At 56.7% G+C, this 24,700-nt stretch carries 21 protein-coding genes and 1 other annotated feature; of the genes, 4 read left to right on the top strand and 17 right to left on the bottom strand.

What is annotated here, in order from left to right:
- Positions 1-13: 13 nt before the first annotated feature.
- The 5 genes from ispH to ribF are packed head-to-tail and all read right to left on the bottom strand — an operon-like array spanning position 14 to position 5,742.
- Positions 14-967: a 4-hydroxy-3-methylbut-2-enyl diphosphate reductase gene (ispH, locus tag ACCC84_RS13285; RefSeq protein WP_004955463.1), complete on the bottom strand. Its 954-nt coding sequence runs from the start codon at positions 965-967 to the stop codon at positions 14-16.
- The gene (gene fkpB / locus ACCC84_RS13280) at positions 948-1,418 is read right to left on the bottom strand and encodes an FKBP-type peptidyl-prolyl cis-trans isomerase (protein WP_004955466.1); all 471 of its coding nucleotides are present in this window, start codon (positions 1,416-1,418) and stop codon (positions 948-950) included. Before fkpB ends, ispH begins: the two co-directional genes overlap by 20 nt.
- A gap of 1 nt (position 1,419) precedes the next feature.
- Positions 1,420-1,941, bottom strand: a complete 522-nt coding sequence (lspA, locus tag ACCC84_RS13275) for a signal peptidase II (protein ID WP_039992428.1) — start codon at positions 1,939-1,941, stop codon at positions 1,420-1,422.
- Positions 1,942-1,955: 14 nt separating this feature from the next.
- Positions 1,956-4,772, bottom strand: a complete 2,817-nt coding sequence (ileS, locus tag ACCC84_RS13270; RefSeq protein ID WP_004955470.1) for an isoleucine--tRNA ligase — start codon at positions 4,770-4,772, stop codon at positions 1,956-1,958.
- 31 nt (positions 4,773-4,803) lie between these two features.
- Positions 4,804-5,742, bottom strand: a complete 939-nt coding sequence (ribF, locus tag ACCC84_RS13265) for a bifunctional riboflavin kinase/FAD synthetase (protein WP_004955472.1) — start codon at positions 5,740-5,742, stop codon at positions 4,804-4,806.
- Between the two features lie 392 nt (positions 5,743-6,134).
- On the opposite strand from ribF, the gene rpsT reads away from it, so the two are divergent.
- Positions 6,135-6,398, top strand: coding sequence for a 30S ribosomal protein S20 (gene rpsT, locus ACCC84_RS13260; protein WP_039991180.1), 264 nt, complete (start codon positions 6,135-6,137; stop codon positions 6,396-6,398).
- A gap of 65 nt (positions 6,399-6,463) precedes the next feature.
- Here the strand turns inward: rpsT and nhaR are convergent, their stop codons facing one another.
- The 4 genes from nhaR to dnaK all read right to left on the bottom strand — a co-directional run bounded on the left by nhaR (position 6,464) and on the right by dnaK (position 12,098).
- A complete protein-coding gene (nhaR, locus tag ACCC84_RS13255; RefSeq protein WP_039991182.1) occupies positions 6,464-7,360 on the bottom strand; it encodes a transcriptional activator NhaR in 897 nt (298 codons plus the stop codon).
- Between the two features lie 189 nt (positions 7,361-7,549).
- Complete coding sequence (nhaA, locus tag ACCC84_RS13250; protein ID WP_039992429.1) at positions 7,550-8,716, bottom strand: Na+/H+ antiporter NhaA; 1,167 nt, start codon at positions 8,714-8,716, stop codon at positions 7,550-7,552.
- 230 nt (positions 8,717-8,946) lie between these two features.
- Positions 8,947-10,077: a molecular chaperone DnaJ gene (dnaJ, locus tag ACCC84_RS13245; RefSeq protein WP_039991184.1), complete on the bottom strand. Its 1,131-nt coding sequence runs from the start codon at positions 10,075-10,077 to the stop codon at positions 8,947-8,949.
- A gap of 107 nt (positions 10,078-10,184) precedes the next feature.
- Positions 10,185-12,098 carry a molecular chaperone DnaK gene (gene dnaK, locus ACCC84_RS13240; RefSeq protein WP_004955479.1) on the bottom strand — a complete coding sequence of 638 codons (1,914 nt, stop codon included), beginning with the start codon at positions 12,096-12,098 and terminating at the stop codon, positions 10,185-10,187.
- Between the two features lie 324 nt (positions 12,099-12,422).
- On the opposite strand from dnaK, the gene satP reads away from it, so the two are divergent.
- Entirely contained in the window at positions 12,423-13,022 is a 600-nt protein-coding gene (satP, locus tag ACCC84_RS13235; RefSeq protein ID WP_039992430.1) for an acetate uptake transporter, read from the top strand.
- Between the two features lie 44 nt (positions 13,023-13,066).
- Here the strand turns inward: satP and ACCC84_RS13230 are convergent, their stop codons facing one another.
- The 3 genes from ACCC84_RS13230 to tal all read right to left on the bottom strand — a co-directional run bounded on the left by ACCC84_RS13230 (position 13,067) and on the right by tal (position 16,186).
- Positions 13,067-14,374 (bottom strand): MFS transporter, encoded by a 1,308-nt coding sequence (locus tag ACCC84_RS13230; RefSeq protein ID WP_004955483.1) that lies wholly within the window; start codon positions 14,372-14,374, stop codon positions 13,067-13,069.
- Between the two features lie 125 nt (positions 14,375-14,499).
- Entirely contained in the window at positions 14,500-15,084 is a 585-nt protein-coding gene (mog, locus tag ACCC84_RS13225) for a molybdopterin adenylyltransferase (protein WP_004955484.1), read from the bottom strand.
- A gap of 148 nt (positions 15,085-15,232) precedes the next feature.
- Positions 15,233-16,186: a transaldolase gene (gene tal / locus ACCC84_RS13220; protein WP_004955487.1), complete on the bottom strand. Its 954-nt coding sequence runs from the start codon at positions 16,184-16,186 to the stop codon at positions 15,233-15,235.
- 384 nt (positions 16,187-16,570) lie between these two features.
- On the opposite strand from tal, the gene ACCC84_RS13215 reads away from it, so the two are divergent.
- On the top strand, positions 16,571-18,004 hold the full coding sequence (locus ACCC84_RS13215; protein WP_371901988.1) for an alanine/glycine:cation symporter family protein: 1,434 nt from the start codon (positions 16,571-16,573) through the stop codon (positions 18,002-18,004).
- 107 nt (positions 18,005-18,111) lie between these two features.
- Positions 18,112-18,885, top strand: coding sequence for a peroxide stress protein YaaA (gene yaaA, locus ACCC84_RS13210; protein WP_004955493.1), 774 nt, complete (start codon positions 18,112-18,114; stop codon positions 18,883-18,885).
- 45 nt (positions 18,886-18,930) lie between these two features.
- On the opposite strand, the gene thrC is transcribed toward yaaA, so the two are convergent.
- From thrC to ACCC84_RS13185, 5 genes are all read right to left on the bottom strand, one after another.
- Entirely contained in the window at positions 18,931-20,220 is a 1,290-nt protein-coding gene (gene thrC, locus ACCC84_RS13205; RefSeq protein ID WP_004955495.1) for a threonine synthase, read from the bottom strand.
- 3 nt (positions 20,221-20,223) lie between these two features.
- Complete coding sequence (gene thrB / locus ACCC84_RS13200; RefSeq protein WP_004955497.1) at positions 20,224-21,153, bottom strand: homoserine kinase; 930 nt, start codon at positions 21,151-21,153, stop codon at positions 20,224-20,226.
- Between the two features lies 1 nt (position 21,154).
- Entirely contained in the window at positions 21,155-23,614 is a 2,460-nt protein-coding gene (gene thrA, locus ACCC84_RS13195) for a bifunctional aspartate kinase/homoserine dehydrogenase I (protein ID WP_004955498.1), read from the bottom strand.
- A gap of 25 nt (positions 23,615-23,639) precedes the next feature.
- Positions 23,640-23,759: a sequence feature (Thr leader region), on the bottom strand.
- Positions 23,698-23,766 (bottom strand): thr operon leader peptide, encoded by a 69-nt coding sequence (thrL, locus tag ACCC84_RS13190; RefSeq protein WP_102991109.1) that lies wholly within the window; start codon positions 23,764-23,766, stop codon positions 23,698-23,700. (Overlaps the previous feature by 62 nt.)
- Positions 23,767-23,978: 212 nt before the next feature.
- Complete coding sequence (locus ACCC84_RS13185; RefSeq protein ID WP_088499865.1) at positions 23,979-24,665, bottom strand: tRNA/rRNA methyltransferase; 687 nt, start codon at positions 24,663-24,665, stop codon at positions 23,979-23,981.
- Between the last annotated feature and the right edge of the window lie 35 nt (positions 24,666-24,700).

Raw genomic sequence — 24,700 nt, 5'->3', positions numbered from 1 at the left:
TATCGTTATTGGCTCAATCGACCTGCTTGATGTCTACCCGCAGCTCTTTCGGCACCTCGAACACGATATTCTCTTCACGGCCGGTGATTTCATGCACCTCCTTGCCGCCCAGCGCCTTCAGGCGACCGATCACATCCTGCACCAGCACGTCCGGCGCAGAAGCGCCGGCGGTAACGCCGATGTTGCTGGCGTTTTTCAGCCATTGCTCCTGAATATCTGCCGCCGAATCAATCAGATATGCTGGTTTACCCACCCGCTGCGCCAGCTCGGCCAGGCGGTTGGAGTTGGAGGAGTTCTTTGAGCCAACCACCAGCACCACGTCCGCGTCGCCCGCCAGATTGCGTACCGCTTCCTGCCGGTTGGTGGTCGCGTAGCAGATATCGTCCTTGCGCGGACCGATGATTTTCGGGAAGCGTTGACGCAAGGCGTCAATCACGTCCGAGGTATCATCGACCGACAACGTGGTCTGCGTCATAAAGCACAGGTTGTCTTCGTTCTTCACCTGCAGTTTCCAGACGTCTTGCGGCGACTCAACCAGGTACATGCCTCCTTGCGGATTGCTGTATTGGCCCATGGTGCCTTCAACTTCCGGATGACCGGCGTGACCAATCAGGATCGCCTCGGTGCCCTTGCGGCTGGCGCGCGCCACCTCCATATGCACTTTGGTCACCAGCGGACAGGTAGCGTCGAACAGCATAGTCAGATCGCGCGCTTTGGCTTCGGCGCGCACCGCCTGCGAAACGCCGTGTGCCGAGAAGATCAGAATCGAGCCGTCCGGCACTTCGGCAATCTCTTCAATAAACACCGCCCCACGTGCGCGCAGGCTGTCCACCACGTAGCGGTTGTGCACCACTTCGTGACGCACGTAGATCGGCGCGCCGTAAAGCTCCAGCGCGCGTTCCACGATGCTGATCGCACGATCAACCCCGGCACAAAAGCCGCGGGGGTTAGCCAGCAATATTTGCATGCGTCTCCTCCTGCTGCGGATCGATTTCCAGTACCTCGATATCGAAGGTCACCGGGTGTCCCGCCAGCGGATGGTTAAAATCAACGGTCACCGAGTCTTCTGCGACTTCACGCACCACGCCCGGCATTTCGCTGCCGTCGATGGCGGTGAACAGCATAATGGTGCCCACCTCCGGTACGCCGGTTTGCGCAAAGTCACGGCGCAAGAAGAACTGAATCAGATCCGGGTTATTGTCGCCAAACGCGTCTTCCGGTTGTAGCGTGAACGCGCATTTGTCGCCGGCACGCAGGCCAACCAGTTGCTGCTCCAACGGCGCCGACAAACTGCCGTCGCCCAGTCGAAACAGCGCCGGCTTACCGTTACCGCGCGTGGATTCCGCAGTGGAGCCGTCTTCCAGTTTCAGCGTAAAGTGCACCAGCACCGCGCTGTCGGATTGTACTTGGGCCGTCATGTTACTCACCTTGTTGCTTGTTCTGGCTGTCGCTTGCGCGCTTGCTGGCCGGCAAGAAACCTTCCAGTACGATCATCGCTGCCCCTACGCAGATGAAACTGTCTGCCAGGTTAAAGGTCGGGTAATGCCAGTTGCCGACGTAAAAATCGATAAAGTCGACCACGAAGCCGTGCCACAGACGATCGAACAAATTACCCAGCGCGCCACCGATAATAAAAGCGTAGGCGATATTGTTCAGCTTCTGCGTCGCCTGGCTGCGATACATCATCACCAGCAATACCACCACAATGGCGATGGCAATGCCGGCAAAGAACCAGCGCTGCCAACCGCCATGGTCAGCCAGGAAGCTGAACGCCGCGCCGTAGTTGCGTGCATAGTACAGGTTAAACGAAGGGATCAAGGGCTGGGACTGGCCCAGCACAAAATGGCTCAGGATCCACTGCTTGCTGGCGAAATCCAGCACCAGCACTACCAACACCAGCCACAGCCAACGCAGGCCGGTCGTACAGATCGGTTTTCTCATCAGGCGCTTGTTCATTAGGCAAAGTTACGCTTTTCGCCGTCGCCGGCAACGTTGGTTACACAGCGGCCGCAGAGATCTGCGTGCTCCGCCACCTTGCCGATGTCGGTGGTGAAATGCCAGCAGCGCGGGCACTTCTCACCTTCAGCGGTACCGAAGGCGATTTTCAGGCCTTTCAGCAATTCGCTCTGCTGGGCATCCGCCGGAGCGTCCGTCAGCGGCGCAACGCGCGCAGCGGAAGTCAGCAGCACAAAGCGCAGCTCATCCTGCAGGCTGTTCAAGCGGGCTGCCAGCGCGTCATCGGCATACAACGTCACCGCTGCCTCCAATGAACCGCCGAGGCGTTTGTCCGCCCGCGCCTGTTCCAGCACCTTGTTCACTTCGCCACGTACCTTCAGCAGCTCGGCCCAAAAGGCGTCGTTCATGCTTTCGCCCTCGGCCAGGCCGAACAGACCGTCATACCACTCTTCGGTAAAGACGTATTGCGCACGTTTACCCGGCAGGAAGCCCCAGATTTCGTCTGCGGTAAAGGACATGATCGGCGCCATCCAGCGCACCAGCGCCTCCGCAATATGGAACAGTGCGGTCTGGCAACTGCGGCGAGCGACGCTGTCGCTCTTCGCGGTGTACTGGCGATCCTTGATAATATCCAGATAGAACGACCCCATCTCGACCGAACAGAACTGCATCAGACGCTGTACCACTTCGTGGAAATCGTAATTGGCGTATGCCTGCTCGATATCCAGCTGTGCCGCCTGTGCACGACCGACTGCCCAGCGATCCAGTACCACCATCTCGTCCGGCGCCACACAGTCGCGGCTCGGATCGAAACCATTGAGGTTGGCCAGCAGGAAGCGCGCGGTGTTGCGGATACGGCGATAGGAATCCGCTGCACGTTTCAGGATTTCGTCAGACACCGCGATCTCGCCGGTATAATCGGTCGAGGCGACCCACAGACGCAGAATATCGCCGCCCAGCTTGTTCATCACGTCCTGCGGACTGATGGTATTGCCGATCGACTTGGACATTTTGCGGCCCTGACCGTCGACGGTGAAGCCGTGGGTCAGCACTTCTTTATAAGGCGCCTTGCCCTTCATGGCGGTGGAGATCATCAACGATGACATAAACCAGCCGCGATGTTGGTCGGAGCCTTCCAGATACATGTCCGCACCATGGCCATGGAATTCGGGACGCACGTCAACCACCGACGCGTGGGTCGAACCGGAGTCGAACCAGACGTCCAGCGTATCCGGCACCTTGACGTAGTCGGCCGCTTCCGCACCGAGGATATCGGCCGGTTGCAGATCCCACCATGCCTGGATGCCGTCCTGCTCTACGCGTTTGGCAACCTCTTCCATCAGCTCGACGCTGCGCGGATGCAGCTGTTCGGTGTCTTTATGCACGAACAGCGACATCGGCACGCCCCAGGTACGCTGACGCGAGATACACCAGTCCGGGCGGTTCGCCACCATCATTTCAATGCGCGCCTGGCCCCAGTCAGGGATCCATTGCACGCCCTTGATCTCTTCCAGCGACTGCTGACGCAGGCCTTTTTGATCCATGCTGATGAACCATTGTGGCGTGGCGCGGAAGATGATCGGCGTTTTGTGACGCCAGCAGCATGGGTAGCTGTGCACCAGTTTTTCAACGTGCAGCAACGCGCCCGCGTCACGCAGCATCTCAACGATCAGATCGTTGGCCTTGAAGACAAATTTACCGTCCAGCAGCGGATGAGTGCCGGTCAGGTAACAGCCGTTCGGCCCTACCGGATTGGCGATTTCCAGGCCGTATTTCTGGCTGATCACAAAGTCGTCCGGGCCGTGGCCGCCGGCGGTATGCACCGCACCGGTACCGGCGTCCAGCGTAACGTGCTCGCCCATGATCGCCGGCACGTCGAAGCCCATGAACGGATGCTGGAAGCGCAGCAGCTCCAGATCGGCGCCCTTGCAGCTGCCCAGTACCTGCCAATCGGCGATGCCGGCGCGTTTCATCACGCTCTCCACCAGCTCCGCCGCCAGGATCAGGCATTGGCCGTCAATCTGTACCAGCTGATAGGCGAACTCAGGGTGCAACGAGATGGCACGGTTAGCCGGCAGAGTCCACGGCGTGGTGGTCCAGATAACCAGCGAAACCGGGCCGTTGACGTTACTGACGCCGAATTTGGCAGCCACCGCAGCCGGATCGACCGCGTGGAACGCCACGTCGATCGACGGCGAGGTCTTGTCGTAATATTCCACTTCCGCTTCAGCCAGCGACGAGCCACAATCAGTACACCAGTGCACCGGCTTGGCGCCTTTCAGCAGATGGCCGTTGCTGATGATTTTACCCAGCGCGCGGATGATATTGGCTTCGGTTTTGAAGTCCATGGTCAGGTACGGGCGATCCCAGTCGCCCAGCACGCCCAGACGGATGAAGTCTTTTTTCTGGCCTTCAACCTGCTCGGCGGCATACTCGCGGCATTTCTGGCGGAATTCCGCCGCCGAGAGCTTTTCGCCCGGCTTGCCGTACAGCTGTTCCACTTTCAGTTCGATCGGCAGACCATGGCAGTCCCAGCCCGGCACGTACGGCGAGTCGAAGCCGGACATCCCTTTCGACTTGATAATAATGTCTTTGAGAATTTTGTTAACCGAGTGACCAATGTGAATGCTGCCGTTCGCATACGGAGGGCCGTCATGCAGAATGAAGGATTTTTTGCCCTTTTTGGCAGCACGAATAATCCCGTACAAATCCTGTTCATACCAACGTTGCAGCATGCCAGGTTCGCGCTTGGCGAGATCGCCGCGCATCGGGAACCCTGTTTCCGGCAAGTTCAGGGTGTTCTTGTAGTCACTCATTAGATTCTCGATCTCGTTTCGGTTTGTGAGATTAAACCGGTGTCTTTAGCCCGAAGAAACTCCGGGCCGTCACCACATCATTGGCGATTTGCTGCTTCAGCGCATCGAGCGAAGCAAAACGCTGTTCGTTGCGCAATTTTGCGCGGAGCACCACGTCAAGGTGGCGCCCATAAAGATCCATTGTGACATCCAGCAGATGCACTTCCAGCTGCTGACGCACGCCGGCAACGGTCGGGCGGGTGCCGATATTGGCCACGCCCGGCAGCGGCTGCGGCCCCAGGCCGTACACCTCTACCGCGTAAACCCCTTTTACCGGAGCAACCAGACGCTTGAGCGGCAGGTTGGCGGTGGGAAAACCGATGGTGCGCCCCAGTTCGTCGCCGTGCACCACACGCCCGGAGATGCTGTACGGATGCCCGAGCAGCTTTTCCGCCAGCGGCAGGTCGTCATCACGCAGCGCATTGCGAATCGCCGTGCTGCTGATGCGCCGGTCGCCTTCACGGAAGGTGGGCGTGCTGACCACCTCAAAGCCGTATTCCTCGCCGGCTTTTTGCAACAGCGGGAAATCGCCAATGCGATTGGCACCGAAGCGGAAGTCATCTCCCACCATCAGGAACCTGACGCCCAGTTTCTCCACCAGCAGCTCGGCAATGAACGCCTGCGCGGTATTGGCGGCAAAACGGGGATCGAACTTGACGCACAGCAGGGTATCTACCCCGGCCTGCGCCAGATATTTGGCCTTGTCACGCAGGCGCGTAAGCCGGGCCGGCGCCTTGTCCGCTGCGAACAGTTCCAGCGGTTGCGGCTCAAAAATCATGACTATCACCGGCAGCCCAAGGCGTTTGCCCTCTTGCTCCAGCTGCTCCAGCAGCGCCTTGTGACCGCGATGAACGCCGTCAAAGTTGCCGATGGTGAGCACGCAACCACGGTGGCGTGCCCGGATATTGTGAATGCCGCGAATTAGCTCCATAGCTGGCTCAAAACAGTGGAAATCGGCGGATTATACCTTGTACAGCGGTTAAGGTTAACCCGCGATTGCTTCCTTGAATGTAATAGTCACACCATACCGGAGATACGCGGCCGGAGAAACGCCTAAACCACAGTTTCTCCGACGGCGAATGCCGGTTTTACGCCCGGCGGCAATGGCTTGGCATCATCATGCAGTAAACAGTGGCGAATTTTCTCGCGAAACACTGTATTCCCATGGCCGAAGCTGGTAAAATCCTGCGCCATCACAACGTAGCAAGTGCCGCCCGTACAAACGGCGCTTATTTGCACAAATCCATTGACAAACGAAGGCTAAAAGGGCATATTCCTCGGCCTTTGAATTGTCCTCAATAGAATATATTTGGGAGTTGGACCTTGGCTAATATCAAATCAGCTAAGAAACGCGCCGTACAGTCTGAGAAACGCCGCAAGCATAACGCTAGCCGTCGCTCAATGGTGCGTACCTTCATCAAGAAGGTAGACGCAGCTATCGCAGCTGGCGATAAAGAAGCAGCACAAAACGCATTCACCGTAATGCAACCACTTGTGGATCGCCAGGCAGCTAAAGGCCTGATCCACAAAAACAAAGCAGCGCGTCATAAGTCAAACTTGTCCGCGCGCATCAACGCAATGCAATAAGCATTACGTTGTCTGCTTGTTAAAAAAACCGGCCTTGGCCGGTTTTTTTACGCCTGTCGTCAGCGTCAGAAGTTGAACAACGCCGAAAAATCCTTGTTACACACCCGCTGCACCGCCGGATGCTGGATCATTCGCTCGGCAAAGATGATGTAATATTCTTCCTGCACGTTATCGATACGGCCGATCTCCACCACCGCGTCATCATTATAGGTATCTTGCGCATACAGCGTTGGCGCCACGAAGATGGCATTGTGATACATGCCGAACGCCTTCATCAGTGCCGCATCGTCAAACTCGCCGAGAATTTCCACCTGAATGCCCTGAGTATTGAACCAGTTGAGCAGTTGGCGCCCGAGCATGGAACGACGACCGGGAATCAACAGTTTACGCTGCTCCAGACAGGCGGGGAACGGCAGATCCGGTACCGGCTGACGACAGAAGAAACTGATGCCGCATTCGCCCAGCTTCAACGAAAACAGCCCTTCCTGCTGGCTGGAGTCCACCGGGCAGTCTGAAATAATCATGTCCAGTTTGTGCTGGCTTAGCTGTTCCAGCAGCATCTCGTGCGTCGATTCAAAGCAGCGCAGGTGAATCTGTTCGTGATCGACCACGGCGGTTTCCAGCACCTGGCTAACCAGCCGTTTGGACAGGGCATCTGCCACGCCAACGTCGAACAGCAGATTGGACTCTTTACGGTAGTTGACGATATCCAGCATTTCCTGGCTGAGCATAAACATCTTGTCCGCGTAGCGGAATACCAACTGACCCAGTTCGGAAGGCACCAGCCCCCGCCCCTGGCGTTTGAACAACTTGCCATCCAGCCGCTCTTCCAGCGCCTTGATCTGGCCGGTGATGGTCTGCGGTGTCAGGAACAGCGCTTCAGCAGCGCCAACCACCGATCCTTCTTTGCAAACCTGCCAGAAGTAATAGAGATGATTAAAGTTGATATGCGACATTCTCACGCGGTGTTCTCCTTACGTTTCGCTGCGGCAAACGGTCTGCCGGGTTAAGCGACAAACTCCTTTTGTTATTCGGACCACGAATTACAACGCTTGCTCCAAACAACGTGGCCGAAGCTACAGGAAAAATCCCCTACAGCTCCGACCAGATAGTGTAGTGCATCGAATAGATGAATGGATAACCTAATCGAACTACCTTACTTTTGGCAACGAAAGGCGCAGCAGACTATAGCCAACTATCGCCGCCGTCGTCGACCCCAACAGGATACCCAGACGTGAATAGGTGCTCAGAGTAACCATGGTTTCGCTGAAGGCCAGCGAAGCGATAAAGATCGACATGGTGAAACCAATACCGCACAGCACCGAAACGGCAAATACCTGTTTAAATCCGATCCCCTCCGGCAGACGCGCGATACCCATCTTCACCGCCAGCCAGCTGAAGAGAAAGATGCCCAACGGCTTGCCGATAAACAACCCGGCGGCAATGCCTACTGGCAGCAACGAGGTCAGCCCGTCGAGCGTGACGCCTTGCAGTGATACGCCGGCATTGGCAAAGGCAAACAATGGCAGGATCAGAAACGCCACCCACGGATGCAGCTCATGCTCGAGGGTCTCCGAAGGCGACGGGCCCTTCTTGACGTTCAACGGGATCATAAAGCCGACAATAACACCGGCCAGGGTTGCATGCACTCCAGACTTCAGGATCGCCACCCATAGCACCAGCCCGACAATCATATAAATGGAGGTTTTGCCCACCCCGCGCCAGTTCATGATCGCCAACAGCGCTACCGCCGCCGCTGCCACTCCCAGTGCCGTCATCGACACCTCATGGGTATAGAACAGCGCAATAATGATAATGACGCCCAGGTCGTCAATGATGGCAAGCGCCAGCAAAAAGACTTTCAGACTGGTCGGCACGCGGTTGCCCAGCAGCGCCATCACGCCAAGCGCAAAGGCAATGTCCGTCGCCGCCGGGATCGCCCAGCCCTGACGCGTCACTTCATCGGCGCCGTTGAACAGCAGGTAAATCAGCGCCGGCGCCAGCATGCCGCCCAACGCGGCAATGGCCGGGAAAACGGCTTTATCCCGCCCGGCCAGCGAGCCTTGCATCAGCTCGCGTTTGACTTCCAGCCCGACCACCAGGAAGAAGATCGCCATCAGGCCATCGTTGATCCACAGCAGCAGCGGCTTGGCAATTTCCAGCGAGGAAATCTTCACCATCACCGGTAAATTCAGGAAGGCCTGATAAATCCCCTGGGCCGGCGTGTTGGCCATGATCAATGCAATAATGGCCGCCACGATCAGTATTACGCCGCCAGCGGCTTCCTGACGTAAAAATTGACGAATAATATTGGTCACTCGGTTTACTCCCGGTATCAGCATCGCGTTTCCGCTTCGCTTTCCAAACGATAAACTGAGTATAGCCCGCATAATGATTCGAAAAAATAAGTTTATTAATGCTGTAAAGATCGTAATTTCCGATCAATTAAGGCCTTAAGTCACACTTTTAATAGGGTTATCGCAGATCTTGCGGCAAATAAAAACCCCGGCTAAAACCGGGGTTTTTCATAGAAGAATAACGGCAACGCTTAACGTGTCAGATCGTCAAAGAACTTTTTCACCCCATCGAAGAAGCTCTTCGAACGCGGGCTGTTCTTGTCACCTGACGGGCCACCCAGGCTCTCTTCCAGCTCTTTGAGCAGCTGTTTCTGCCGATCGTTGAGTTTGACCGGGGTTTCCACCACTACGCGGCACAGCAGATCGCCCTGGCTGCCGCCACGTACGGATTTAACCCCTTTGCCGCGCATGCGGAACAGCTTGCCGGTCTGAGTTTCCGCTGGCACCTTCAGGTTGACGCGTCCATCGAGCGTCGGCACTTCAATTTCACCGCCTAACGCTGCCATGGCAAAGTTGATCGGCACTTCGCAATACAGGTTGTTGCCTTCACGTTCGAAGATCGGGTGAGCCTTCACCTGAACCTGAACGTACAGGTCGCCAGCTGGCGCACCATGTTCGCCAGCTTCGCCCTCGCCCGCCAGACGGATTCGGTCACCGGTATCCACGCCGGCAGGAATTTTCACCGACAGCGTTTTGGATTTTTCCACCCGGCCGTGACCGTGGCATTTATTGCAAGGATCTTTAATGATCTGGCCGCGGCCATGGCAATGTGGACATGCCTGCTGCACGGTGAAGAAGCCCTGGCGCATTTGCACCTGGCCCTGGCCGTGACAGGTTGGACAGGTCACCGGTGAACTGCCCGGCTTGGCGCCGCTGCCATGGCAGACGTCACACTCTTCCAGCGTTGGAATACGGATCTCTTTGGTTACGCCACGCACCGCCTCTTCGAGGGTCAGTTCCATGTTGTAACGCAGATCGGAACCGCGGCTGGCGCGCTGACGGCGACCGCCGCCAAAGATATCGCCAAACACGTCGCCGAAAATATCGCTAAAGTCGGCACCGCCGCCAAAACCGCCGGCGCCACCGCCCATCCCGCCCTGCTCAAACGCGGCGTGACCGTATTGGTCATAAGCGGCACGTTTTTGGTCGTCGGTCAGGATCTCGTACGCTTCCTTGATCTCTTTAAACTTGGCTTCGGCGTCTGTTTCCTGGTTACGGTCCGGATGGTATTTCATCGCCAGGCGCTTGTAGGCCTTTTTGATTTCGCGCTCATCCGCCGTTTTGGCGACGCCAAGAACCTCGTAATAGTCTCTTTTCGCCATTATTTTGCAAACCCTTAACATGCGTGCACGGGCGTAGAGTTGCCTCGACGCCCGTGCTGGTTTCCGGTAACGCCACCGTCGGCGTTACCGTGCCCGCTTAAGGGCGATTATTTTTTATCTTTAACTTCTTCAAACTCGGCATCGACCACGTCGTCGTCTTTCTTCGCCGCGTTGTCTGCACCGGCGTCAGCACCCTGTGCCTGCGCCTGAGCCTGTGCCATTTCCAGCAGTTTGCCGGAAACCTGCACCAACGCCTGGGTTTTCGCTTCGATGTCGGCTTTGTCTTCGCCCTTCGCTGCGGCTTCCAGATCTTTCAGTGCGCTTTCGATAGCCGTTTTGTCTTCAGCCGGCAATTGCTCACCTGCTTCTTCCAGTTGCTTACGAGTGCCGTGGATCAGGTGATCCGCCTGGTTACGCGTTTGTACCAGCTCTTCGAACTTACGGTCAGACTCGGCGTTGGCTTCGGCATCACGCACCATTTTCTGGATTTCTTCTTCGTTCAGACCAGAAGAAGCCTTGATGGTGATTTTCTGCTCGCGACCGGTGTTCTTGTCTTTGGCAGAAACGTGCAGAATGCCGTCGGCATCAATGTCGAAAGTCACTTCGATCTGCGCCATGCCACGCGGTGCTGCCTGAATGCCGTCCAGGTTGAACTGACCCAGCGACTTGTTATCGTTGGCGCGTTTACGCTCACCCTGCAGCACATGGATGGTAACTGCAGACTGGTTGTCTTCAGCGGTCGAGAATACCTGGCTGTGCTTGGTCGGGATGGTGGTGTTTTTGGTGATCAGTGGCGTCATCACACCGCCCATGGTTTCGATACCCAGCGACAGCGGGGTAACGTCCAGCAGCAGCACGTCCTTCACATCACCGGCCAACACGCCGCCCTGTACCGCAGCACCGATTGCTACCGCTTCGTCCGGGTTAACGTCTTTACGCGGCTCTTTACCGAAGAAATCGGCAACTTTCTTCTGTACCATTGGCATGCGGGTCTGGCCGCCCACCAGGATCACGTCCTGAATGTCGGAAACCGACAGGCCGGCGTCCTTCAGCGCAACTTTCAGCGGTTCAATCGAGCGTGCAACCAGATCTTCTACCAGTGACTCCAGTTTTGCACGGGTCACTTTGATGTTCATGTGTTTAGGACCGGTGGCGTCTGCCGTCACGTACGGCAGGTTTACGTCGGTCTGCTGAGCAGAAGACAGTTCGATCTTCGCTTTTTCCGCCGCTTCCTTCAAACGCTGCATCGCCAGCGGATCGTTACGCAGATCGATGCCCTGGTCTTTCTTGAATTCATCAACCAGATAGTTGATCAGACGGCTGTCGAAGTCTTCGCCGCCCAGGTGGGTATCACCGTTGGTCGCCAGCACTTCAAACGTTTTTTCGCCGTCAACGTCGTCGATTTCGATGATCGAAATATCGAAGGTACCGCCACCCAGGTCATAAACCGCGATGGTGCGGTTGCCGACTTCTTTATCCAGGCCATAGGCCAGAGCCGCTGCGGTTGGTTCGTTGATGATACGTTTTACTTCCAGGCCCGCGATACGGCCGGCGTCTTTGGTCGCCTGACGCTGCGCATCGTTGAAGTAGGCCGGAACGGTAATAACCGCTTCAGTTACCGGTTCACCCAGGTAATCTTCCGCCGTCTTTTTCATTTTCTTCAGCACTTCGGCAGAGATCTGCGGCGGTGCCATTTTCTGGCCTTTCACTTCCAGCCATGCGTCGCCGTTATCAGCCCCGATGATTTTGTACGGCATGATGTCTTTGTCACGCTGTGCTTCTTCGTCCTGGAAGCGACGGCCAATCAGGCGCTTGATCGCAAACAGGGTATTCTGCGGGTTAGTAACAGCCTGACGCTTAGCCGGCTGGCCAACCAGAGTTTCACCATCCTGGGTATATGCAATGATCGAAGGAGTTGTGCGGTCGCCCTCGGCGTTTTCCAGCACGCGTGCCTTGTTGCCATCCATAATTGCTACACAAGAGTTGGTAGTACCCAGGTCGATACCAATAATTTTGCCCATCTAAACGTCTCCACTAATAAATTCATGTTCGGTCAGGTTGCTAACCAATATGCGGGCGTTTTTTTGCTTTTCAACTGCCCGAAAGTTCACGCCTCAACGCGGTTAGCAACTGCGGTTGAGAATAAGATGGGGTCATCCAGAGCGGCATCAAGGGGCAAGGCGAAAAAAATTTCTTTTTTATGCCCTGTCAGATCATTGTTTCCTGCTCGGCGGATCATTATGATGCCGCGCGCTCTGATGGAAATTAGCCTTTTTTCCGCCACTCAGGCCATTTCTTTTTTAAATAAGCTGTTTTCATTAATTTTCTGTTATTACAGAGGACATATGCACACCAACAAGTTGGCGAATCCTGGCCCTTTGGGTCTGATGGGCTTCGGGATGACCACCGTCTTGCTGAACCTGCACAATGCGGGCTTTTTTCCACTGACGTCCGTTATTCTCAGCATGGGGATTTTCTTCGGCGGGCTGGCACAGATTCTCGCCGGGCTGCTCGAATACAAGAAAGGCAATACCTTTGGCTTGACCGCCTTCACCGCCTACGGCAGTTTCTGGCTGAGCCTGGTCGGCATGCTGCTGCTACCACGCCTGGGGCTGGCTGAGCCAACCGACGCCCCCTTCCTCGGCGTCTATCTGGCCCTGTGGGGCATCTTCACGCTGTTCATGTACTTCGGCACGCTGCGCGCCAACCGGGCATTACAGTTGGTGTTCGCCAGTCTGACGCTGCTGTTTGCCTTGCTGGCGATCGGCAACATCACCGGCAACGCGGCTATTTTGCGCTTTGCCGGTTACGAAGGGATGCTGTGCGGCGCCAGCGCCATTTATCTGGCTATGGCAGAAGTGCTTAACGAACAGTTGGGCCGCAAGGTGCTGCCGATCGGCGAAGTCAAGCCGACGGCAGAAGCCAGGCTGGCAACACAAGCATAAACTGTATCAATATCAGGCCCTGCGGGTTAAACGCAGGGCTTTTTTCATACCAGCGATCCGCTACGCTGTGCCTGATGTTCACTGTTCAGGTCGCGATGCAGGTAAATCCCCAACGCCAGCCCAATCGCCGACAGCGCCAACACATAGTAAGCGGGTGCTAACGGGGTTAACTTCATGATCAAGGTCACAAATATTGGGGTTAAACCACCAAAAATGGCGTACGCAACGTTATATGAAAACGAAATGCCGCTAAATCGCACTTCCGCAGGGAAAGCACGCACCATCACATAAGGTACCGCTCCCACCACGCCCACGCTAAACCCCACCAGCGCGTAGCAGGCAAACAGCATTTCAGGGCGAACGCCCACCGTCTGATAGAACCACCAGCTGCATGCCGCCAACAGCACGCTCCCCACCATAAAGGTTTTACTGGCGCCAAAACGATCCGCCGCCAGCCCGGCGCTGATACAACCGAAAATCAGCATGATGGTGGCAATACTGTTGGCCTGCAAGGTTAGCGCCGGTGCGATACCGAACTGTTTTTGCAGGTAGGTGGGCGTCATCAGAATCACCACCACGATACCGGCCGACAACAGCCAGGTCAGCAGCATCGACACCACCACTTCTTTCTTATGGTTTACCACCACCGATTTTAGCGGCAACTCTTCCGCCAGCGCCTTGCGCGCCTGCATTTCGATAAAGATCGGCGTTTCCCGCAACCAGCGGCGCAGATACATGGCTACCAAACCAAACACACCGCCCAGCAGGAACGGAATACGCCAACCGCCGGCGACAATGCTTGCCGGGCTGAGCGTGGTATTGATAATGGTCGCCACCAACGACCCCAGCAAGATGCCGACGGTAAGCCCGGCGGTCAGGGTCCCGCAGGCGAAGCCAATGCGCTGGCGCGGTACGTGTTCGGCCACAAAGACCCAGGCGCCCGGCACCTCGCCGCCGATCGCGGCACCTTGCAGCATGCGCAACAACAGCAGCAATAACGGCGCAGCGATGCCAATATTGGCGTAGGTGGGCAACAGGCCCATACCCAGCGTCGGCAACGCCATCAATAAAATGCTCAAACTGAACATCTTTTTACGGCCCACCAGATCGCCAAAATGCGCCATGATGATGCCGCCCAGCGGCCGGGCCAGATAGCCGGCGGCAAAGATACCGAAGGTCTGCACCAGGCGCAGCCATTCAGGCATGTCTGCCGGGAAGAACAGTTCACCCATGACTGCGGCGAAGAAAACGAAGATGATGAAATCGTAAAACTCCAACGCCCCGCCCAGCGCCGCCAACGTCAGAGTTTTATAGTCTTGCCGGTTCAACCGGCGATTATTATCGTCATGCATAGGGTACCGTCAGAGGAAGCAGATGGAATCGCGCGTATCCGCAGACACGCTGTAAACGTATGCTTACTATAACGGCAAAATATTTTCACACCACCCTACTCTTTAACCTTTTGCCGCCGCCGTTATCAGTTGGATTCCCGGCGCGCGTTTTTAGGGCGAAAAGCGGCGACCACCGTATCATGGGTTTCCACGTACGGGCCTTCCAGCAGTTGGATACAGTACGGCACGCTGGCGAAAATGCCATGCACCACCACACCGCCCTGCGGATCCTTGACGCCTTCCAGCGTTTCCTTGATCGACTTCGGCTGCCCCGGCAGGTTGATGATCAACGCCTGCTTACGGATCACCCCCACCTGGCGTGAAAGAATTGCCGTCGGCACATAGTGTAGGCTGATTTGCCGCATTTGTTCACCGAACCCCGGCATCACGCGGTCGGCAATCGCCAGCGTGGCGTCCGGGGTCACATCGCGTCGCGCCGGGCCGGTACCGCCGGTAGTCAGCACCAGATGGCAACCCATCTCGTCCACCAGCTCACACAGCGTGTGTTCAATCAGCGTCTGTTCATCGGGGATCAGACGGGTTTCCAGTTTGAACGGCGTCGCCAGCGCGCCAGCCAGCCATTCGGTCAACGCCGGAATGCCTTTGTCCTGATAAACGCCGCCGGAAGCGCGGTCAGAAATTGAAACCAAACCAATGCGTAATGTATCCATGCTTAACCTCTACTGCCTGATGGAGTCGGACGGGTTGTTTCCCCTCCTGTTATCAATGCGCAGAGTATACGGCGTCTGGCCGTCGGCGGGAGCCGCGCACATAAAAAAAGGCGGCCTAAGCCACCTTTTTCCAGGTTGTCTGCGGTTATTACAGCAGATCGGCGATCATTTTTTCCAGTTTGCCCTGGTCTACGGCAAACTTGCGGATACCGTCGGTCAGTTTTTCAACTGCCATTGGGTCCTGGTTGTGCTGCCAGTAGAATTCAGGCTCGGTCAGCGGCGCCGGACGCGCTTTGACTTCACCGGTGTAGGACAGTTTGCGCTCCAGCGCGCCTTCGCTTTCTGCCAGCTCTTTCAGCAACGCAGGCGCGATGGTCAGACGGTCACAACCGGCCAGCTCGATGATTTCACCAACGTTACGGAAGCTGGCGCCCATCACGACGGTGTCGTAGCCGTGCTGTTTGTAATACTGGTAAATCTCGGTAACCGAAACCACGCCCGGATCTTCGTGTGGCGCGAACTCTTTCTTGTCGCCGTTCGCCTTGTACCAGTCGAGGATACGGCCAACAAACGGAGAAATCAGGTAGACGCCTGCTTCGGCGCAGGCGCGAGCCTGAGCGAAGGAGAACAGCAGCGTCAGGTTACAGTTGATGCCGTCTTTTTCCAGACGCTCCGCCGCACGGATCCCCTGCCAGGTCGAAGCCAGTTTGATCAGAATGCGATCGTTGCTGATGCCGGCTTCGTTATACAGTGTGATCAGACGCTTGGCCTTGGCAACGCTGGCTTCGGTGTCATAAGACAGACGCGCGTCCACTTCGGTAGAGATGCGACCTGGCACCAGCTTCAGGATTTCCAGACCAATGTTAACCGCCAGTTTGTCGGCGGCGTCGGCGATTTGCTGCTCGCGATCGCTGCTCTGCTCACGCGCCCAGGCAATGGCTTCGTCGATCAGTTTGCGGTATTCAGGAATTTGGGCTGCATTGAGGATCAGCGAAGGGTTGGTTGTGGCGTCTTGCGGTTGATACAGCTTCATTGCAGCAATATCACCCGTGTCCGCAACCACCGTAGTGAGCTGACGTAGGGAAGTCAATTTATCGGTCATGTTGGCATTATCTCATCGTTTGTGCATGAACTTTTGGCATCGTTCAACCATGCCCTTTCCTGATAATAACATGCGCGAGGCCCGGCGCAAGGCTGGAAAATCGTGGCCAGACAGCAGGTGTTTTATCCTTGGGCGAGCAACCGTTTACGCCGATATCTTTCGCCATTTCCTACAGGTTTAAAAGACAATAACGTGCTTTGGGTTGAAAAAATTATGTTAAATTTCCAAAATTGTGTGCAATTGACAGAAAAACCTGAGAAAAACCTCGGCTCGCCAAAACGCGCCCGCTTTCGGCTGAACGCGAGTAAAAAAACCAGACCCATGCATTTTCACCCCCGGTGAATGCCGCGCTGTGCGCCTTACGTCGCTAACAAGGAGGGATCCGTGACGGATCTGATTAATTTCATTAACAATATCTTATGGGGTTCGGTACTGATCTATCTGCTGCTTGGTACCGGCATTTACTTCACCCTGCGCACCCGTTTTATTCAGTTACGCCACTTCGGCCACATGTTCTCGGTGCTAAAGAACAGCAATAAAAGCGACAGTTCAGGAATCTCTTCCTTTCAGGCGCTGTGTACTACGCTGGCCGCTCGCGTTGGCACCGGCAACCTGACCGGCGTTGCCATTGCCCTGACCGCCGGCGGCCCGGGTGCCATCTTCTGGATGTGGGTGGTGGCCTTCATCGGCATGGGCACCTCGTTCATTGAAAGCACCCTGGCCCAGCTGTATAAAACCCGCGACGATCGCGGCAACTACCGTGGCGGCCCGGCGTATTACATGGAAAAGGGCCTTGGAATGCGCTGGATGGGGGTGCTGTTTTCCATCTTCCTGATCATCGCCTTCGGTCTGGTATTCAACGCGGTTCAGGCCAACTCCATTGCCCAGGCCAGCGCAGTCGCCTTCGACTTTAACCCGCTGTATGTCGGTATCGGTCTGGTGATACTCAGTGGCATCGTGATCTTCGGCGGCATTCGCTCCATCGCCCGCGTGGCGGAACTGGTAGTGCCGATCATGGCTATCGCCTATCTGCTGCTGGCCTTTTGGATTATTGCCCAGCATATTGAGCAAATCCCGGCCATTTTCACCCTGGTGGTCAAAAGCGCCTTCGGTCTGCAAGAAGCCGCGGCCGGGGCGGTGGGCTACGGGATTTCTCAGGCCATGACCCACGGCGTACAGCGCGGCCTGTTCTCCAACGAGGCCGGCATGGGGTCGGCGCCGAATGCCGCGGCATCTGCAGCGCCCTATCCGCCGCACCCCGCTTCGCAAGGTTACGTACAAATGCTCGGGGTATTTATCGACACCATCGTCATCTGTAGCGCCACCGCGGCGATTATTCTGGCTTCCGGCGCGCTGGATAACCCGACCGCCGGCATCAGCGGTATCGAACTGACGCAGCGTGCGTTGTCCAGCGCGGTCGGCAGTTGGGGATCGCCGTTTGTCGCCATCGCCATCTTCTTTTTTGCCTTTACGTCGATTATTGCCAACTACGCCTATGCCGAAAACAATCTGATCTTCCTGGAGCACAATCACCCCGCGCGCTTGCTGGTCTTCCGCTGCGTGGCCCTGGGAATGGTGATGTTCGGCGCGTTGGCGGAGCTGCCGATGGTGTGGAAAATGGCCGATACCGCGATGGCGCTGATGGCGATCACCAACCTGACGGCAATCCTGCTGCTTTCCCGCGTGGCATTGAAGCTGGCGCGCGATTACAACCAACAGCGCGCACTGGGCAAATTGCCGACCTTCGATCCGCAGCATTATCCGGAGCTGAAATCCCAACTGGAGCCCGGCGTCTGGGATAATGACAAGCCGCAGTAACCAGCAACGATTCAGGGCGCACCTAAAGTGCGCCCTATCAGACCAATTGCCCCTTTTCCCCGCGCTTTTTGCTACAGTATCCACACTTTGATAAACAGGATGTGGCCATGCTCGTTATTATTTCCCCTGCTAAAACCCTCGACTACCAAAGCCCGCTGGCAACTGAACGCTTCACGCAACCTGAACTGCTGGATAAATCCCGGCAGCTTATCAAGATCTGTCGTGAACTGACGCCGGCGCAAATTTCCAGCCTGATGGGCATTAGCGACAAGCTGGCCGGGCTGAACGCCGCACGTTTTAGCGACTGGCAACCGAGCTTTACCCCGGACAACGCCCGCCAGGCGCTGCTGGCGTTCAAGGGCGACGTTTATACCGGCTTGCAGGCGCACGACTTCAGCGAGCAGGACTTTGACTTTGCACAACGGCATTTGCGCATGCTGTCCGGCCTGTACGGCGTATTGCGTCCGCTGGATCTGATGATGCCGTACCGTCTGGAGATGGGCATCCGGCTGGAAAACCCCAAGGGCAAGGATCTGTACAGTTTCTGGGGTGAGCACATCACCAAAAAGCTGAACGAAGCGCTGGAGCAGCAAGGCGATAACGTGGTGGTGAACCTGGCGTCAGACGAATACTTCAAGTCGGTCAAAACCGCCAAGCTGCACGCCACGCTGATCAAACCGGTGTTCCTCGACGAGAAGAACGGCAAGTACAAGGTCATCAGCTTCTATGCCAAGAAGGCCCGTGGCCTGATGAGCCGCTTTATCATCAAAAATCGTCTGACCAACGCCGAACAGCTGGCCGATTTTAATCTGGAAGGCTACGCCTTCGATCGGGCGGCATCCAGCGGTAACGAACTGGTGTTCAAGCGCCCGGAACAGTAAAAAAAGCCGTCAGATGACGGCTTTTCAACGCTGGCTGCGCGACCGTCAGGCCGGCAATGCCATCAGGAACTTGCGCAATTCGGCAAAGTCGGCGCTCAGCGAATGCGACAGCAGCGGCAGTTCGGCACGCAGCGCCAGCGCCTTGGGCAACGCCAGTTGCTGCTCCAGGATCGCTTCAACGCTCTCCTTGAACTTGGCCGGATGCGCGGTACCCAGGAACAGCCCGAACTCCCCTTCCTTCAGTTGGTCGCGCAGCAGTCGATAGGCAATCGCCGCATGCGGCTCGGAAATGTAGCCCAGCGCCGCCAGCTCCTTCATGGTTTCTTTGGTGGTTTCATCACTCACCGCGCCATAGCCCAGATCCTTCAACTGCCAGATTTTGCGACGGAACAGCTCTTCCACCCGCGGCCAGTTGTTTGGCTGGCTGACGTCCATGGCGTTGGACAGGGTAGCAACGGTGGCATTAGGCTGCCATTGACCGTTCACCAGGAAACGCGGCACCGTGTCGTTGGCATTGGTGGCGGCGATAAAACGCTTCACCGGCAGGCCGAGCGACTTGGCCAGCAAACCCGCCGTCAAATCACCAAAGTTGCCGCTGGGCACCGAAACCACCAGCTGGTTACGGGCTTCCTGTGGCAGTTGCGCCACCGCTTCGAAGTAATAGCAAATCTGCGCCAGCAGGCGGCTGATGTTGATCGAGTTGGCGGAATTGAGATGCAGCGCCTGTTTCAACTCCCGATCGTCAAACGCCTGTTTTACCAGAGCCTGACAGGCGTCGAAATCACCGTCGACAGCCACGGTATGGATATTGCCGCCCAGCGTGCAGAACAGTTTTTCCTGCAGCGGGCTGATCTTGCCCTGTGGATACAGGATCACCACGCGCACGTTTTTCAGGCCATAGAACGCATGCGCCACCGCGGCACCAGTATCACCGGAGGTGGCGGTGAGAATGGTCACCGGTTCATCGCCAGCCACTTCCGCCAGCATCTGCGCCATAAAACGGCCGCCGAAATCCTTGAACGCCAGCGTCGGGCCGTGGAACAGCTCCAGACAGGCGATGTCATCTTGCACCTGCTTCACCGGTGCCGGGAACTCGAACGCCGCCTTGACCCGCTTGTGCAGCGCTTCTTCGCTGACTTCCTCACCGATAAAGGCAGACAGAATACGCGTGCTGCGGGTAACGAAATCCAACTCCAGCAGATGATCGATCTCGGTCAGTTCGAACTCCGGCAGTTCCAGCGGGAAGAACAGCCCCTGCTGCTTGCCCAGGCCCTGTTTGATCGCCTGTGCGAAGCTGACCTGTTCGTTGTGATCCTTAAGATTGTACAGTTTCATGCGTTATCCCAATAGTCGTGCGCCTGCGGTATCCAGACGGCAAATATGAACAAAACCTTCGTCGTTTTGCAGATAGTGATTCTTCAGCCAGTCGGCCATGCGCTGTGCGGTTGCGCCGTCGTCACAAACGGCAAACAGCGTGGGGCCGGAACCCGAAATACCGCAAGCCAACGCACCGATATCCTGCGCGGCCTTGCGCGCTTCGGCGAATCCTGGCAACAGACGGGTGCGATACGGCTCGGCAATCACGTCCTGCATCAGTTTGGCCGCCAGTTTCGGCTGCTGGGTGTGGCAGGCATGAATAAAGCCTGCCAGATAACGCCCGTGGCTGATGCAATCCTGGCGGCGGTACTGAGCCGGCAAGATAGCGCGCGCTTCGGCGGTGGATACCTTGATGCCCGGATACGCCATCACCCACAGCCAGTCGTTAAAGCATGGCACTTGCTGGCTGATGAAGCCTTCTTCTTCCAGCATCAGCTGCAGGCCGCCGAGATAGCAGGGGGCGACGTTGTCGTAATGCACGCTGCCGGAAATACGCCCTTCCAATTCGCCCATCAGCGCCAGTAACTGCATTTCATTGAGCGGACGATGGCAGAATTCGTTCATCGCCATCAGCCCGGCGACCACCGAGCAAGCGCTGGAGCCGAGGCCGGAACCGATCGGCATGTTTTTTTCCAGCCGCATCGCCACCGGAACCTCGCGACCGATTTCCTGACAAAAACGCTGCCAACACTGATAAACGATGTTGTCTTGCGGATCGGCAGGCAGCTTGCTGACGAAACGCCCGGCATTTTCCAGGCTGAACGCGTCGGCTGCCTCAACGCTGACGCAATCCCCCAGCAATGTGCCGTCGATCGGTGAAACGGCCGCGCCGAGCACGTCAAAACCGACGCTGACGTTACCGATTGAAGCCGGTGCATACACCTTAACCATATTAAACTCCCAACTTCCATGACAGTGTGCGCAACAGATCGGCAAATACCCCCGCCGCGGTCACATCATTGCCAGCGCCATAACCGCGTAACACCAACGGCAATGGCTGATAATAGCGACTGTAAAAAGCCAGCGCGTTTTCGCCGTTTTTGACTTTATATAATGGATCGTTGCCATCAACAGCATCAATACGCACCTGACAGCGCCCCTCTTCGATAACGCCAACATAGCGCAGCACTTTGCCCTGTTCTGTGGCATCGGCCACGCGACGGGTGAATGCCTCGTCCAGCGCCGGTAAACGCGCCAGGAAGGTGTCTACATCGCCGCTGGCATCAAAGCCTGGCGGCAGCACCGATTCCACCTCGATGTCGGCCAACTCCAATTTGTAACCGGCTTCGCGTGCCAAAATCAACAGTTTGCGCGCCACGTCCATACCGGACAGGTCGTCGCGCGGATCCGGCTCGGTATAGCCGTTGGCCTTGGCCTGCAGGGTGGCGGCGGACAGCGACATGCCTTCATCCAGTTTGCCGAAGATAAATGACAGCGAACCGGACAGGATGCCGGAAAAACGGGTCAGTTCGTCGCCGGCGTTCAGCAGGTTCTGCAGGTTTTCGATCACCGGCAAGCCGGCGCCGACGTTGGTATCGTAAAGGAATTTGCGTCGCGATCCGGCAGCGGCGGCGCGCAGCTGTTGGTAGAAATTCATCGACGAGGTGTTGGCTTTTTTATTCGGCGTGACCACATGGAAGCCGTCGGCCAGGAAGTCGACATATTGATCCGCCACCGCCTGGCTGGAGGTACAGTCGACGATCACCGGATTCAACAGATGATACTCTTTCACCAGGCGAATCAGACGCCCCAGATTGAACGGCTCTTGCGCACCGGCCAGCGCCTCGCTCCAGCTGTCCAGCGCGATGCCATGGACGTCGGTCAGCATGGCACGGGAATTGGCAATGCCGCACACCCGCAAATCGATGTGTTTTTGCTTGAGCCACGGCTGCTGACGATAAATCTGTTCGATCAGCGCGCCGCCAACGCCGCCGACGCCAATCACGAACACCTCAATCACCTGATCGGTGTTGAACAGCATCTGGTGACACACGCGCACGCCGGTAGTGGCGTCTTCGTTACTGACCACCACCGAGATCGAACGTTCGGAGGAGCCCTGCGCAATCGCCACGATATTGATATTGGCGCGGGCCAGCGCGGTAAAGAAGCGCGCCGAAATACCGCGCAGCGTGCGCATGCCATCGCCAACCACCGAAATGATCGCCAGGTTTTCGACCACGTCCAGCGGCTCCAGCAGGCCATCCTTCAGTTCCAGATAGAACTCATCGCCCAGCGCGCGGCGAGCGCGTTGCAGCTCGTTTTGCGGTACGCAGAAACTGATGCTGTATTCGGAAGAGGACTGGGTGATCAGCACCACCGAAATGCCGGCGCGCGACATCACGGCAAACACCCGCGCCGCCATGCCAACCATGCCTTTCATGCCTGGGCCGGAAACGTTGATCATCGCCATGTTGTTCAGGTTGGTAATGCCTTTGACCGGCGTATCGTCAACCACGCTTTCACCGCCGATCAGGGTGCCTGGCGCTTGCGGATTGGCAGTATTTTTAATCAGGCAGGGGATCTGGAATTGAGCAATCGGCGTGATGGTGCGGGGGTGAAGTACCTTGGCGCCGAAATAGGACAGTTCCATCGCTTCCTGATAGGACATCGACTTCAGCAGCCTGGCATCCGGTACGGTGCGCGGATCGCAGGTGTACACCCCATCGACGTCGGTCCAGATCTCGCAGCAGTCGGCACGCAGGCAGGCGGCCAGCACCGCGGCGGAATAGTCGGAGCCGTTACGCCCCAGCACCACCAGCTCGCCCTTGTCGTTGCCGGCGGTAAAGCCGGCCATCAGGATGATATGGTCGGCCGGGATCGCTGCCGAAGCAATGCGCAGCGTGGACTCGGCAATATCGACGGTAGACTCCAGATAGTGCCCCTGCGCCAGCAGTTTTTCCACCGGATTGATCACCGTCACCGGGAAGCCTCTGGCCTTGAACACCTCTTCCATGATGGCGATCGACAGTTTTTCGCCGCGGCAGATGATCGAGGCATTAACGCTGTCCGGGCACTGGCCGAGCAGCGCTACGCCATGCAGTACCTGTTTCAACTGCGCGAACTCCTGATCGACTACGCTTTTCAGCCGAGGGGAGTCAAAGTTCGGCAGCGATTGTGCCAATCCGCTCAACAGATCGGCAAAAATACGTTCCGCGTCGCTCATATTGGGCAGAATGTCTTGCCCCGCTACCGTTTTTTCAATCATCGCCACCAGATGGTTGGTGATTTTAGCCGGCGCGGACAACACTGTGGCCACCTGTCCCTGACCTGCGTTACTTTCCATGATATCGGCAACGCGTAAAAAACGTTCCGCGTTCGCCACCGAGGTTCCGCCAAATTTCAGCACTCGCATTTCTGTTATCTCCCGAATTTACGCCGAAAAAAAAGCCCGCACTGGTTAGGTGCGGGCTTTTTTCTTCATGTTTCCTGTACGCGTCAGCCCGCCCCGTTACCTGTGGTATCGGTGGTGGTAATAATTGTGGTGTTCAGGCTGATGGTTCGCATTTTGTCTGTCTGTCTCATTAGAATCTCTGTCCCCTCTATTGGTTAAAGCAATCGCGATCCCAAGTCAAATTATTTCTTGTTTTTGCGTATTTACTGTCCAATGACCAGGTTGCGCAATGAGACCAGCACAAAAGCCATAAATCAGAACATAAAACGGCCATACGACAATATTGCAGTCAATCACACCACAGATTCCCTGTGGCGTATCGTCATCACTTGGTCAGTTTTTTTTCTATGTCGTGCAACAAAGTATGTAACATCACGGTATCGCGTTGCGGCAGTGAGCCCAACCGTTGATGTAGCCAATCACGCAACTTCTGGTCGTCACCCACCTCCAGATTTTGCAATAACCGATCGGCACGCTGACGCAGCGCCTGCAACTGACCGCCATCGGCGGTCGGCGATGGCGGTGCCGCCACGCTCATCAACGCAGACAGCTGGTAGCAGTAGACCATTACCGCTTGACCGAGGTTGAGCGACGGGTAATCCGCCTGCATTGGCACGCCGGTCAGCAGATCGGCCAGCTCCAGCTCTTCGTTGGTCAGCCCCGAATCCTCGCGACCAAACACCAGCGCCGCCTGCGACATCCACTGGCTGCGTTCACTTAATTGTTCCAGCAGCGCCTGCGGCGTGCAGTAATAGTGGAAGCGGGCGCGGCTGCGGGCGGTGGTGGCAACGGTGAAGTCGACGTCTGCCAGCGCCTGTTCCAGGGTGGGAAAGGTCTGAACCGCATCGAGGATCTCACCGGCGCCATGCGCAACCCAACGTGCCGCCGGCTGCAAATGCGCGTCACTGTCGACGATGCGCAGCGAACTGAATCCCATGGTTTTCATCGCCCGCGCTGCTGCGCCGACGTTTTCCGGCCGAGCCGGCGCCACTAAAACAATATGTAACTGCATCGATGCTCCATTACTGCGCGCTGGCTTTTGACTGT

The sequence above is a fragment of the Serratia odorifera genome (assembly GCF_041448735.1).
GTDB classification, from domain to species: Bacteria; Pseudomonadota; Gammaproteobacteria; order Enterobacterales; family Enterobacteriaceae; genus Serratia_F; species Serratia_F odorifera.
This window is presented reverse-complemented; position numbering and strand designations above follow the sequence as displayed.

What these genes read in the sequence shown, in the direction of transcription:
- ispH (WP_004955463.1), bottom strand. Translation starts at nt 967, where the DNA reads ATGCAAATATTGCTGGCTAACCCCCGCGGCTTTTGTGCCGGGGTTGAT.
- fkpB (WP_004955466.1), bottom strand. Translation starts at nt 1,418, where the DNA reads ATGACGGCCCAAGTACAATCCGACAGCGCGGTGCTGGTGCACTTTACG.
- lspA (WP_039992428.1), bottom strand. Translation starts at nt 1,941, where the DNA reads ATGAGAAAACCGATCTGTACGACCGGCCTGCGTTGGCTGTGGCTGGTG.
- ileS (WP_004955470.1), bottom strand. Translation starts at nt 4,772, where the DNA reads ATGAGTGACTACAAGAACACCCTGAACTTGCCGGAAACAGGGTTCCCG.
- ribF (WP_004955472.1), bottom strand. Translation starts at nt 5,742, where the DNA reads ATGGAGCTAATTCGCGGCATTCACAATATCCGGGCACGCCACCGTGGT.
- dnaJ (WP_039991184.1), bottom strand. Translation starts at nt 10,077, where the DNA reads ATGGCGAAAAGAGACTATTACGAGGTTCTTGGCGTCGCCAAAACGGCG.
- dnaK (WP_004955479.1), bottom strand. Translation starts at nt 12,098, where the DNA reads ATGGGCAAAATTATTGGTATCGACCTGGGTACTACCAACTCTTGTGTA.
- satP (WP_039992430.1), top strand. Translation starts at nt 12,423, where the DNA reads ATGCACACCAACAAGTTGGCGAATCCTGGCCCTTTGGGTCTGATGGGC.
- ACCC84_RS13230 (WP_004955483.1), bottom strand. Translation starts at nt 14,374, where the DNA reads ATGCATGACGATAATAATCGCCGGTTGAACCGGCAAGACTATAAAACT.
- mog (WP_004955484.1), bottom strand. Translation starts at nt 15,084, where the DNA reads ATGGATACATTACGCATTGGTTTGGTTTCAATTTCTGACCGCGCTTCC.
- tal (WP_004955487.1), bottom strand. Translation starts at nt 16,186, where the DNA reads ATGACCGATAAATTGACTTCCCTACGTCAGCTCACTACGGTGGTTGCG.
- yaaA (WP_004955493.1), top strand. Translation starts at nt 18,112, where the DNA reads ATGCTCGTTATTATTTCCCCTGCTAAAACCCTCGACTACCAAAGCCCG.
- thrC (WP_004955495.1), bottom strand. Translation starts at nt 20,220, where the DNA reads ATGAAACTGTACAATCTTAAGGATCACAACGAACAGGTCAGCTTCGCA.
- thrB (WP_004955497.1), bottom strand. Translation starts at nt 21,153, where the DNA reads ATGGTTAAGGTGTATGCACCGGCTTCAATCGGTAACGTCAGCGTCGGT.
- thrA (WP_004955498.1), bottom strand. Translation starts at nt 23,614, where the DNA reads ATGCGAGTGCTGAAATTTGGCGGAACCTCGGTGGCGAACGCGGAACGT.
- ACCC84_RS13185 (WP_088499865.1), bottom strand. Translation starts at nt 24,665, where the DNA reads ATGCAGTTACATATTGTTTTAGTGGCGCCGGCTCGGCCGGAAAACGTC.